This is a genomic window from Clostridioides sp. ZZV14-6387 (assembly GCF_020657835.1).
Taxonomy (GTDB): Bacteria; Bacillota; Clostridia; order Peptostreptococcales; family Peptostreptococcaceae; genus Clostridioides; species Clostridioides difficile_A.
The window spans coordinates 1-13,231 of the sequence record NZ_JAGWCW010000005.1 but is presented as its reverse complement, the minus strand read 5'-3'; the positions used below and the strand labels follow the sequence as shown (position 1 = coordinate 13,231).

Annotated in this window: 13 protein-coding genes; all 13 read right to left on the bottom strand. The window is 28.6% G+C overall.

The window, feature by feature from the left end:
- Positions 1-338: 338 nt before the first annotated feature.
- On the bottom strand, positions 339-995 hold the full coding sequence (locus KGF38_RS04335) for a hypothetical protein (protein WP_054269077.1): 657 nt from the start codon (positions 993-995) through the stop codon (positions 339-341).
- A 464-nt stretch (positions 996-1,459) separates the two neighbouring features.
- Positions 1,460-2,035 (bottom strand): indolepyruvate oxidoreductase subunit beta, encoded by a 576-nt coding sequence (locus KGF38_RS04330; RefSeq protein WP_054275834.1) that lies wholly within the window; start codon positions 2,033-2,035, stop codon positions 1,460-1,462.
- On the bottom strand, positions 2,035-3,816 hold the full coding sequence (iorA, locus tag KGF38_RS04325) for an indolepyruvate ferredoxin oxidoreductase subunit alpha (protein WP_074179063.1): 1,782 nt from the start codon (positions 3,814-3,816) through the stop codon (positions 2,035-2,037). The genes KGF38_RS04330 and iorA overlap by 1 nt, the downstream gene beginning before the upstream one ends.
- A gap of 699 nt (positions 3,817-4,515) precedes the next feature.
- A complete protein-coding gene (locus tag KGF38_RS04320; RefSeq protein WP_227832227.1) occupies positions 4,516-4,926 on the bottom strand; it encodes a hypothetical protein in 411 nt (136 codons plus the stop codon).
- Positions 4,927-5,117: 191 nt separating this feature from the next.
- On the bottom strand, positions 5,118-5,513 hold the full coding sequence (locus KGF38_RS04315) for a hypothetical protein (protein WP_054269073.1): 396 nt from the start codon (positions 5,511-5,513) through the stop codon (positions 5,118-5,120).
- A gap of 208 nt (positions 5,514-5,721) precedes the next feature.
- A complete protein-coding gene (locus KGF38_RS04310; RefSeq protein ID WP_227832226.1) occupies positions 5,722-7,125 on the bottom strand; it encodes a M56 family metallopeptidase in 1,404 nt (467 codons plus the stop codon).
- A 10-nt stretch (positions 7,126-7,135) separates the two neighbouring features.
- A complete protein-coding gene (locus tag KGF38_RS04305) occupies positions 7,136-7,495 on the bottom strand; it encodes a BlaI/MecI/CopY family transcriptional regulator (protein ID WP_054269071.1) in 360 nt (119 codons plus the stop codon).
- 203 nt (positions 7,496-7,698) lie between these two features.
- The gene (locus KGF38_RS04300) at positions 7,699-8,478 is read right to left on the bottom strand and encodes a DUF975 family protein (RefSeq protein WP_054275831.1); all 780 of its coding nucleotides are present in this window, start codon (positions 8,476-8,478) and stop codon (positions 7,699-7,701) included.
- A gap of 425 nt (positions 8,479-8,903) precedes the next feature.
- Complete coding sequence (locus KGF38_RS04295) at positions 8,904-9,515, bottom strand: hypothetical protein (RefSeq protein WP_054269069.1); 612 nt, start codon at positions 9,513-9,515, stop codon at positions 8,904-8,906.
- Between the two features lie 92 nt (positions 9,516-9,607).
- The gene (locus KGF38_RS04290) at positions 9,608-10,597 is read right to left on the bottom strand and encodes an ornithine cyclodeaminase family protein (protein ID WP_227832225.1); all 990 of its coding nucleotides are present in this window, start codon (positions 10,595-10,597) and stop codon (positions 9,608-9,610) included.
- Positions 10,598-10,663: 66 nt separating this feature from the next.
- Positions 10,664-11,527, bottom strand: coding sequence for a DUF3298 and DUF4163 domain-containing protein (locus KGF38_RS04285; RefSeq protein ID WP_054275830.1), 864 nt, complete (start codon positions 11,525-11,527; stop codon positions 10,664-10,666).
- A gap of 121 nt (positions 11,528-11,648) precedes the next feature.
- The gene (locus KGF38_RS04280) at positions 11,649-12,230 is read right to left on the bottom strand and encodes a CheB methylesterase domain-containing protein (protein ID WP_054269066.1); all 582 of its coding nucleotides are present in this window, start codon (positions 12,228-12,230) and stop codon (positions 11,649-11,651) included.
- A 39-nt stretch (positions 12,231-12,269) separates the two neighbouring features.
- Positions 12,270-13,073, bottom strand: coding sequence for a CheR family methyltransferase (locus KGF38_RS04275; RefSeq protein ID WP_227832224.1), 804 nt, complete (start codon positions 13,071-13,073; stop codon positions 12,270-12,272).
- Positions 13,074-13,231: the final 158 nt, after the last annotated feature.

Below are 13,231 nucleotides of genomic sequence, written 5' to 3'. Positions count from 1 at the left end.
AGAATTTATTTTAGATTATTGATTCAAAATAAAAAATGGCTGTTATGAACTAATCTATACTATAAGTATTCTAACTTATAAGTATCATAGTCCTAACAGCCATTTTTGTAGTTATAACTTATTGTTTTAGAATCTTAAAACTTTAAATGGGGGATTTTAAGCTTCTTAAAAACAGTACTCGCAAATTTAGTTTTCTTTGAAATTGTATATTTATTTTTAATAAAATGTTGCTTCATAATGAAAATATTGCTTAGTTATTCTAAGTAATACTATTTTAAAGATTATTATTTTAAAAGATTATTCCTAGTTTAAATAATATTTTTGATTCATCAATAAACTTAATTTGTAACCTTAGATTTATTGGCTAAAGCTAATATTAGACCTAAAGCTATAGATGCAAATGCAGAGGCAATTACTCTATATTCAGCAGGGAATAAGAATACAATTGTATGGCATGGTATCCAGAAAAATGGTATAGTTTTTAAAACACTAAAACCAAGATAAGCATTCCAATCCACTACATTTACCACATCTTTAAGTGTTACCTTAATCCCTTTTTCAACTTCATATTTTTTGTCTATAAAACAATCCATAACCTTATGGAATAAAAACACAGTTGGTGACATTAGTATGTTCATAGTTGCACTCTTAAACAAAGCATTAGCAAAGGCTATTCCCTCAAAAGGAAGCATACCATCTACTTGTGCTTGACCTACACCTGCTGAGTAGATTGACATCGCATATGTTGTAACTATACCTATTATTCCCCAAACTATTGCTCTGTAAAAGACCCCTACTGGTATTTTCCAGTCTTTATGCAAGATTCTAGCACCAAGTAAATCTCCCATTGTAGCTAGTACAGCAAACTTGAAAAAACCTCCAATATATGGATGTGCACCTGTTGCTGCCATAAACACTTCTCTACTACTTGGTATCGCTAAGATAGCAATAATACAAATAAGAACTCCAATCCATATAAAATCGCCTTTTTTCATATTATAAATACTATTTAATATATAAATAGTTCTCCTTCCTGTCAAAGATTTATTTAATTTACAATTTATTTGTAATTATTTATTAACCATTGCTTATTAGATATTCATTTTCCATATTTAAATTTATAAAATCTTACTCTTAAATGATTGTATTTTAATCTTAATTTTTATTTATATTTTGCCCTAACCCTTTATTTATCTACTTTACAACTAGCCTTATTTACAATCATCTTATAATTTATTTTACAATTGATTTCCACCCTAACCCTTTATCTAGCTTTCAACTAGTCTTATTTACAATCACCCTATAATTTATTTTACAATTGATTTCCACCCTAACCCTTTATCTAGCCTTCAACTAGTCTTATTTACAATCACCCTATAATTTATTTTGTAATTGATTTCCACCCTAGCCCTTTATCTAGTTTTCAACTAGTTTTATTTACATACTTATCATTTTATTTTTAGGCATTCATCCCTTCTTTTAAAGCTTTTATATTAATTTCTATAAACTTAGGTTTGACCTGTTGTGACACTACTTTTTCCCAATCTATATCATCCTCTATCTGTAGAGCCTTAATCAAAGCTCCTAAAAGGACCACATTCATAACTTTTTCATTTCCAAGACCTCTTGCAATATCAACTGCCTTTATCACTGTTACATCCACTTTTTCTTTAATATCATCTATTATATTTTCAGGATAATCCACTCTACCTGTTAAAATTGGAGCTGAAGGCATCTCATAATCATTCACTACTAATTTGCCATCAGGTTTTAGAAAATCAAGATATCTCAGAGCTTCCATAGTTTCAAATGAAACTAATACATCAACATCGCCCTTACCAAGTATAGGAGAGTGTACTTTTTCACCATATCTAACTTGAGTTGTTACACTTCCCCCTCTTTGAGCCATTCCATGAACTTCTGACATCTTAACATCATATCCAGCATCAATAAGACCAGCAGAAAGTATTTTACTTGCTAAAACAGTACCTTGACCTCCTACACCTGATAGCAATACATTTTTAACCTTTTTCATTATTCTTCACCAACCTTTTTTATAGCATTTACTGGACATACTTGTGCACACACTGTACAACCTACACATTGAGCTTGATTTATACTTGATTTCTTTTTAGATTTATCAAATCTCAAAGCAGGACATCCTGTTGTAAGACATTTCTTACATCCAATGCACTTTTCATCATCTACACTACAAACTGATGGTATAAGGTCAAATCTCTTTTTATCATCTTCAGTAAATTTTTTTAATGCACATGGCCATCTTGTAATTATTACTGATGGTTCCTCAATTGATAAAGCCCAATCTAATGCTCCTTTAACTTCATCTAACTTATTAGGATTTACAACTTTTACATTCTTACATCCTAAAGCTTTTACTATAGTCTCAATATCCATCATTTCAGTAACATCACCTTGTAATGAAAATCCTGTCCCAGGATTCTCTTGATGCCCTGTCATACCAGTAATCCTGTTATCAAGAATACATGTTACAGTATTGCTTTTATTGTATATTATATCTATAAGTCCATTTATCCCTGTATGGAAGAATGTTGAATCTCCTATTGTACTTATAGTTCTCATATTAATATTATTTTTAGTAAATATTTTTTGTGCTCCATGAGCTACTCCTGGACCTCCTCCCATACATATACAAGTATCCTTAGCATTTAAAGGTTCTGCTCCTCCAAGTCCATAACATCCTATATCTCCACTTATAAGTACATTTTTAATTTTTCCTAACTCATAGAAAAATCCTCTGTGTGGACATCCTGCACATAATGTTGGTGGTCTACCTACTATCTTTTCTTTACTGTATTCTATTAGCTCCCTTTTTTCTCCCAAGATTGATTGTGCTATGATATCTGGGTTTAACTCCCCAATATTAGGTATCTTTTCCTTTCCAATACAAGGTATGTTATTCTCTTTTAAGTGTTCTTCTATATAAGGTTCTAATTCTTCAATTACATAAACAGTATCTACTTGTTCTGTGAACTCCCTAATTTTCTTAGTTGGAAGAGGATATGTAAATCCTAATTTTAAGTATGATACAGTATCTCCAAACACATCTTTAGCATACTCATAAGAAGCACCTGAAGTTATTACACCAATTTTTTTGTCATTCCATTCTATAAAGTTTAAATCTGTTTCATTAGAGAACTCCTCAAGTTTTTTTAATCTATCTTCAAGCTTAACTCTAAGTACTCTTGAAGTAGCTGGTATAGCATCAAATTTAGAAAGATTTCTTTCATATTTCTTTACAACTGTTTCTTCTTTTTCTCCTAACTCAACGAGACCTTTACTATGACATACTCTTGTAACCATTCTAAATAAAACTGTAGTATCATATTTTTCACTTATTTCAACAGCTGCCTTTAACATATCTTTACATTCTTGACTATTGCTCGGTTCTACCATAGCTATTTTTGCAAATTTAGCATAATGTCTATTATCTTGTTCATTTTGTGATGAATGCATTCCAGGGTCATCCCCTGACACAATAATCATTGCACCATTTACCCCCATATATGCATACGTAAATATTGGGTCCGCTGCGACATTTACTCCAACATGTTTCATAGCCGCAAGTGCTCTTCCTCCTGCAATAGATGCCCCTATTGCAGACTCTACTGCAACTTTTTCATTTGGTGCCCACTCTGCAATTATGTCATCTTTATACAGTGCTATATTTTCTAGTATTTCGGTACTTGGTGTTCCTGGATAAGCAGCTGCATAAGATATACCTGCTTCGTAAGCTCCACGTGCTACTGCCTCATTTCCTGTAAGCAATTGTTTCATGATTCTCCCCCCTTAGAAATAATACTCCTCTAATAGCTTAGTGTATTTGTTAGCGATACACTTTAAAAGCCATCAACATATACTTATTATCAACATGGTATATATATTAATAAGTAAGTAATGATAAAATTAATCCACAAATTTATAATCATATTATTTAATTTATATATTAAGCAATTGCTATGCCAAGAAGTCTAAAAATTTTAAAACCCCTCTTAAAAATGCTAAATCGATTATTTTCTTTAACTTTTAATGAATCTAATAAATAACATTTAATTTTCGTTAGAATTTTCTAAATATTATAATTATTAATTTAGATAAAAAAAAATAATGTTAACATTTCTTAACATACATTAAAAAATGTTAACATTACAAATTGGGTTTAATACTTTTTACTTTGACTTGATTTACTTTTATTCTGTTTTTCCTCTAATTCTTACTTCTTTTTTCACTTAGACTTTAGCTCTTTTATTACTTATTTGAGTCTCATTTTACTCTCACTCAATATGTTCAATTGCACTTGTCTAAATTTTTAATACTTTTTTACTTCACTTTAACAAACTTAAACTTCATTTGGGTAGTGTAGTTAATGAATATTTAAATAATCATCAACTACATGTTTATATCATCGCAGTAGCCTAATGTATTTAGTCATGCTTATTTAGGGTTTTAAGATATTCTTTGAGATTATATTTAACACTAATTAGTTGCTACATAATTTGAAGAAATAGCAAGTTGAGACCCATCTTCATTTTCTATAATGATAGGCTTCATAATTTTTAATCCTTCAGTTTTTATTTTCTCTAACTCTTGTTCCATTATCTTAATTGTTTTTTCAAGGTCTTCTTGACTTACATCTTTAACTTCATTAGGGTCTTTAGCATATGCTTTCATTTCTTCAATATGTTTAGCATATTCATCATAAGTATAATACTCTACTCCATACTTTTCTAACTCAGCAGGGTCAGTTATTCCTGATTTCATTAAAGATTCAAACTTAGGTAAAGTAATTTTAGATGAATCATTTCCATTTGCAAATACTGCTCCAGTTCCACCTAGTATCATAGCAGATACCATCATTGTGCTTATAATTGTTTTTTTTATTTTCATAGCCAATCTTCCTTTCTTAGGGATTTATTTGGGTATTGTAGTTGACAGTGACTATTGCAATAGTTATTAACTACATCTTTAGACTATCATAATAGTCACTTTTGTGTCAAGTATTTTTATAAACTTTTTAATAAATACTATTAACATTTCATTGTATACATAAGAAATGTTAGCATTGTAAGCTGAGTACATTATCTACCACAGAAACTTATAAGCCCATTTCCATTGTCTATTCTGATAGGTTTCATAATCTTTAATCCTTCAGTTTTTATCTTCTCTAAATCTTGCTCCATTATTTTAATTGTTTTTTCAAGGTCTTCTTGACTTACATCTTTAACTTCATTAGGGTCTTTAGCATATGCTTTTAACTCTTCAATATTCTTAGCATACTCTTCATAAGTATAATACTCTACTCCATACTTTTCTAAGTCAGCAGGGTCAGTTATTCCTGCTTTTATTAGAGAATCAAACTTATCTAGTGTAATATTAGATACATCACTATTTTCATTTGCAAATATTGACCCTGTTCCTCCTAATACTATAGCAGCTGCCATCATTGTTCCTATAAGGGATTTTTTTATTTTCATAATCAATCTTCCTTTCTTAGAGATTTATTTAGGTATAATAGTTATCAGTGACTATTGCAATAGTTATTAACTGCACCTTTAGACTACCACGGTAGTCATATTTGTGTCAAGTATCTTTATAATTTTTTTAATAAAAAATACTATCTCAAAATAATTAAACTTATTTCAAGATAGTATTTTAATTCTAAATCTCTTGTATTACTAGGATTTAAGGTTCCTTTACAGAAGTTCTATATTGAACTTTGCTGACTGACAACAAATTTCCTTGTCTTGATATAACTAAACCATTCTCATCATAACCATTTTTCTGAACTAAATAATTTGATGAATTAGTATAAGATATATCATTGTAATTACTTGATTTATTTACATACATGTATTTACTACTATTAGATTTACTTTCTTTATTTACAGACTCATCTTCATTACTTTTAGATTTACTTTCTTTATTCATGGATTCATCTTCATTACTTTTAGGTTCATTTTCTTTATTCACAGATATTTTTGACACACTGACAGAAATATCAGAATCCTCATTTGAAGAATACAAATCAGTCGATTTATTGCTTAATGAAAATTCACTTCTATTACTTTGCTCACTTTTTGTTAAATCAAAAGATTCAACTTCATTAATTTCCTTATTTCCTGTTGCAAAAACAAGACTTGTCCCACAAACTAATACAGTTGAAACCAAAAAAGTAACATAAGTTGACTTTTTAAACTTCATAACATTAACTATTCTCTCTTCTATCTTTGTCTTTCCAAATCCATTGTAAATTGCCATCGAAAATGGATTATTCTCTTCTGCTAAACTTATCAGTGCAGTTGCATAATCAGCTCTATATTCTTCTCCAATCATATTCATTACTTTTTCATCGCAACTAAATTCTATGTCCTTATTTAGTAAAAAAAACATTATCCAAACTAAAGGATTAAACCAATGAATAACAAGAGCCAAAAGCATAAACAACTTCAGCATATTGTCAAATCTGTTAATATGAACCATCTCGTGAGTCAAAACAAAGTTTAAAGTCTGATTATTACTATAATCCATTTGTTTTGGTAAAATAATACGTGGCTTTAAAATACCAGATGTAAGTGGTGTCTTAGTAAATTCAGATACACAAACCATAAATTTTCTAAAACACCTATTTTCATATATCCATTTTTTAATAAAATCATGATTTTTTATATGTATTGAAGTTTTAAAAAGATTAATTATTTTAATATACTTAGAGCATAAAAATATACTCAGTATAATAGTAACCACAAAAGACAAAATACCTAACATCTCCAATATTGTAAAATTCTCAATATCAGATAGTACTTTACTGTTAGAAGTATTTTTATCCATAGAATTACTGACTTCCTTAAGAGTGTAATCTTCAGCTGATGTAGCACCTAATTCAACATTAAAAGCGGATTCAATTATACTATAAATACTAAAACCAGAGTTTAAACTTACTGGTATAAGAAGTTTAAACAACACAATCAACCATAATAATACAAATACCTTCTTAGGTAATTTTTTAAATAAACATGCTCTTATGAAAATAACAATTAAAAGTAAAACTCCAGAAGTAAAACTCATTTCTAACAATTTAATGAACATAAATCTTACCTCACTTTAATTTTTCGACAATCTGCTTAAGTTTTGTAATATCATCACTTGAAAGATTTTCTTTATTAATAAAAGCTGAAAGAAATTTTTCTGAAGACCCTCCAAACATTTTATTAATTAGTGTTTCTGTTTCCTGTTTTTGCACTTCTTCTTTACTTATTAAAGCTTTACAAACAAAATTTGGTTCAATTCTCTCTATTGCACCTTTTGCTACTAATTTTTTTATAACTGTATACGTAGTATTTCTATTCCATCCTGTTTCTTCTTTTAGTATTTTTACTAGCTCCCCTGCCTTACTTTCTCCTATCTCCCATAGAACTTCCATTACTTTAAGTTCTGAATCAAATAATTTTATTTCCATATAAAATCGCTCCTCAAATATGGTTATCGCAATAGTCATTACTATAATTAAAAACTATCATAATAGTCTATACTGTGTCAACCATTTATTTTTTAATAACAAAAACTGCCTTTTAAGAAAAAAATTCTTATAAAAGACAGTTTTGTCATGCCATACTTTAATGTTCAAGTTAAAAATACATTTTATTTAACTGTAAAACTATCTTAATACATAGAATAAGATTTTTCTTTATCCAATAATATATCCTCTACATCTGGATTTTCTTTTAGTAATTGTCTGTAAAAATTACAGTTAGTAACTCCTACATATGGAATCAACCATAATAAGCCTATTCCAAGAGTAACTATCGCCAGTATATACCATCCTATAAAGCTAAGGTTTAGTACAAATAATTTAAGTACATTTCCTTTCATCATATCTAAACTGGCACCCATCGCTTTAAATACACCTAAGTTATCTTTATCTTCACAAATTAAAAAAGCAGCTTGAGAAACATATAATAGCAATATATAAACTGGTAGCATAAGAACAAATATTATAAGAACTAAAGTTATTCCAGTAGAAATAATAGTTCCTATACCAACACTATCACTTGATAGGTATTCAATTGCTCCACTAGTAAGTAAAACACCGAATGATAAAAATGCGCCTATAATTGTGATTATAAAAGAATAAATATAAACAGCTATTGATTCTAATACATAAAGTCCAAAACTTCTTAAATAGATTCTTCCATTTACAAAAATATTTCCTATTCTTACTTTTTCATCTTTAGTAATCTTCAAGAACATGCATGTAAATCCTGCTGCAACGCAAAACCCTATTATAGCCACTACAATAGTAGTTAAAGGTTCAAAAGGCAATCCTACAATCGATATTAATACTATCACTGCAATATATACTGCCATAGCAATTGCACATGTACCCCAGTTTCCAGACAATTGAGCTTTTGACACTCTTTTTAATTCTTGCCTTGATACCATAAAAACACCCCTCTCATTTTATAAAAACTTTTTTGAAAATACATAAATAAACTTTTAACGTATAATATAATATTAATATATCATATTTTCGACTATATAACACACAATTATTCACCATGTTTTATCAAGATATATCATAATTGTATTGTTAGTTTTATATAGTCAAAATTAGCAAACATACCAAATAAATTTGATTGTACAATAAATATTGAAACAAATTATATTAAATGTACTTTATTTAGTAAAAAATTTATTTATTACTTGGCAAGATAAGTTATTTAACAAGATAAGTCATTTATAAAATATAATTTATAAAATAAGTAAATAACTTATAAAATATATTTGATATTTTTAGAATAAAATAAACTATCTCCCAAACATTTTATTATATGTTTAAAAGATAGTTTTTGTGTCTTTAAAATAAATTAAATTGTATATATTCCTTCACATAATTTTTGTATATTGCTTGGTGGTTGCCATTTACCATCTTTTTTAGTATATGTAATTAAAGTTGTAACATCCTTAGTTGGTTTTTTATTGTAAAGGTCTATAATCATTTTTGCCATATCATCTTGAACTTCTTTTTCTTTTTTGTTGTAATTCTTTTCATCAGTTACATATGATTTTACTAAAGTATTTGCTTCAGACATTACTTTACTAGTATCTAATGCTTTACTTACAACTTTTAAAGTTATCTTATCCTTACTAGAAGAATCTACTGTTACAGTCTTTTCAACACCTTGAATTAACTTAACAATTGTGTCATATATCTTTTCAGCATTTTCTTTACCATAAAGAGGAGTCAATTGAGCTAACATTGAAACCTTGTCCTTGCTATTATAAGTTTGAATTTGTTTATATTCAACTTCTGTTAATGCGTCAGAAATCCCCTTTTCGTCATATTTATACATTTCTAGTGCGGCTAAATTAGCTTCAAAATTTGACTTTACTTTTTCTTCTGCATTAGAACACCCTATAGTTAGAACTAAAACTAAAGCCATAATCGAAGATAATATTAACTTTTTTACCATTTTCATACAAATAGCCTCCCTCAACTAAGATAATAAAAAAATTTATTTATCAACATTATAACATAATTTTGTCTAATTATAGATTTATTTTGAAAATTTTACCACTTCCAGTCCATTCCAATACCGTTTTCTTTTGCTTTATCGTATATTCTTTTCGCTGTTACGACATCTTGTACACCTATTCCGACAGTTTTAAACACAATTATTTCATCATCACTTTCTCTTCCAGGAATAGTCCCATTTATAACATTACCTAAATCGCCATTAAAATCATCTTTACTTATTTTACCTTCTTCTAATGGAATTAATATATCTCCTGATTCAGATAAAACTGCATCTGTTGATTCAAAAAATATCTTAGATGCTCTAGTTAAACAATTTGGGCACAACTCTTGCATATCTGGCATATATGAACCTACTGCACTTATTAAAGCTCCTTTTTTTACTAAGTTTCCGTTAAGTACAGGCTGTTTTGATGGAGTAGCTAGGACTATTACATCTGCATTGTCTATAGCTTCATCAGATGATTCAACTGCAATTATTTTAGTGTTATATTTACTTAATTTTAAATTCATTTCTTCTGCAAATTTTTCTCTACTTTCCTTATTTCTACTAAACACTCTTACTTCATCCAAATCTCTAGCTTCTATCATAGCTTCAAGTTGTGGTTCTCCTTGTCCTCCTAGACCAATCAAAGCCCCAATCTTAGAATCTTTTTTAGCCAATACATCTATAGCTGCTCCAGATGCTGCCCCAGTACGAATCTGAGTTACATAAGTTCCATCTAAAGCTGCACTCACTTCTCCAGTTTCACCATCTAATAGTAATACTGTTGCTGGAATTACTGGTTTACCTTTTTGAGCATTTTTAGGAAATACAGATACAATTTTTATTCCCCCACATCCCAGTTCTTCTACATATCCTGGCATAAATAACATACTAGCATCTTGGCTTGGAACTGGTATATTGGTTCTCAAAGGATTTACACTTTTTCCTTCACAATAAATTCTAAAAGCTTCCTTATCAGCCTCAATTGCATCTCTCATTGTAAATACTTTTTTTATGTCGTCTTTTTTTAAAAGTAGCATTTTTATACCCCCAATTTTAATAAATCTCTATGCTAGATATTATAGCATAACATTTAATTTAAATTTCTATTTCAAATTAAATAAATCTACATATTCTGGTTTTAACATATAGCTTATTAATTTTTTGTTTATTGAAAATTCTGGTATTCCTGCTGCATATGGAGTTATATCATATAAATCAAAATACATAACTAAATTCTCATCCTGCAAATAAAAATTTTGATTCTCTTTTATACCTTTAAAATTGTATATTCCGATATTTTCTTTGTCCTTTTTTTCCAGCTCAGTTATTTGTCTTTTAATTTCTTCATCTATAACTTCCTTGTATTTAGTGTTATCTTTAAATAAGTCCATTAGTTCTAAAAATTTTCCCGTTCTCATATCCACGTTGTATGCTATATCTTGATAAAATCCATGTGCACCGCCACTATAAGTATAATATCTTACTTTTATACTAAGAGCAGAGTCAATATTCTTTTTAAGTTCAAAATCTACATTTGCAACAAACTTATTTTCTTCATCAGGATTATCCTTAAGATATTGCTTTGCTTCTGTGTATGATTTATTATAAAATTCAAAGATATCATTTTTTATTTTATCATTTGTAGACCTTTCAACAATCTTATTTGAATTTGTTATTATAGGCATATTTATAGTACTTTCTAGATATTCATCATTTTTCACTATTGTTTTACTTCCTATTGTACTTACTGATAAAGTTTGTTTGCTACTTGTAGTATCCTTTGGTAATGATTGATTATTCATAACACTTACTGCTTCTTTATTTCTGTCTAAATTAATCGAAGCATCTTTCCCTAAATTATTATATATATGGTCATGTTTAATTGCTAAAACAGCTATTATAGTCAAGGTTAAAACAAATACATATCTTAAAACTTTAGCTTTCATATCGCCTTTAAAAAATTTCATATTATCATTTTCCTCCTAAATATAAATCTCTCTTATTATATTTGGAGTTTCTAGGGTTTTTTATCCATATAATTTAATAAAAGATTAATTTTTTATTTACAAAAAATTAATCTTTTCGTTTTTAAATATTAAGATGTCTAATCAAACAGTTTGAAATTTCAGCAAGTGGCAATTGTAATACAACAGAACCCCTATCAAAAGCCACCATTGGCATTCCATATACTATGCAAGAGTTTTCATCTTGTCCAATAGTAAATGAACCCTTTTCTCTCATTTTTAAAAGTCCATTTGCACCATCAGAACCCATCCCTGTAAGTATTATGCCTATTGAATTTTTACCTGCTACTTCTGCAACTGAATCAAATAAAACGTCTACTGATGGACAATGACCACTTACTTTCTCACCTTTTTCACAAGTTACATAATAACCATCTTTATTCACATGTAATTTCATCTGATAGCCCCCAGGTGCAATTAACACATTTCCTCGTTCTACTCTATCATTATTTTTAGCTTCTCTTACATTCATAACACACTGCTTGTCAAGCCGTTGTGCATACATATCAGTAAATATAGCCGGCATATGTTGAACTACAACAACTCCTGGTGTCGATTTTGGCAAGTCTTTTATAATTTCAAGTATCGCCTCTGTGCCACCTACAGATGCACCTATAGCAATTACCATATTATTAAAATGTTCCACATTACCGCCTCCACAAAGTCATATATCAGAAATACTCTTTTATTTTTTATAGACAGCAGGTCTTACGTATTTATATTTGGTATTGCTTCTGTTAATTATCTCTGCATGACCTACAAATAAAAAGCTATCTTTTTTAGTTACATTATAAAATTTATTTATGAGTTCTTCTCTAGTTTTTAAATCGAAATAAATCATAACATTTCTACAAAAAATCAAATCAAAATGTTGATATGAGAAATCGTTCATTAGATTAAAGGGCTTAAAAGTTACGCTTTTTCTAATCTTATCACAAATTTTAAATGTACCATCTTTATTATCTATAAAATACTTCTTCTTCCACAAATTAGGAACATTATTAACATTTAATTCTGTATATGTAGCCCTCTTAGCTTTTTCAAGTGAATTCATTGAAATATCAGTAGCTATAATCTTAATATTCCACAATTTTTTATTATATCCAAAATAATCATCTAAAGTCATAGCTATTGAATATGCTTCTTCTCCACTAGAACAACCTGCACTCCATATATTTAAGTTTCTTAATTTATTGTTTTCTTCCCAAAAAGGAAGTATATTATCATGTATAAACTCAAAATGTTGAGGTTCTCTCATAAAAAATGTATGATTGGTACTCAATCTATTTATTAAGTTTATAGCCTCATTTCCTGTCTTATCTTTAAATAATATATTCATATACTGACTAAAAGAACTAAGTTTTTTCTCTATCATTGTATTATATAACCGACCTTCAATTAGTGCTCTTTTTTTGCTTAAATCAATACCATATTCTTTTTTTATATGGTTTACAAGAATTATAAATTCTTCATCTGTGAGCTTTATCATGCAAAAAATTCCTCCTGCTAATTTCTGAACCTCCCATGACTAAAGTCACAGGGTTCCTGTTTCATAGAATTTTGCATACTGAAATATGTCTTACCAATTCTCCACAGGCTATCCCCGTAGTTCCTACGGTTCTTACATAAGTTATTTATTTTAAACTG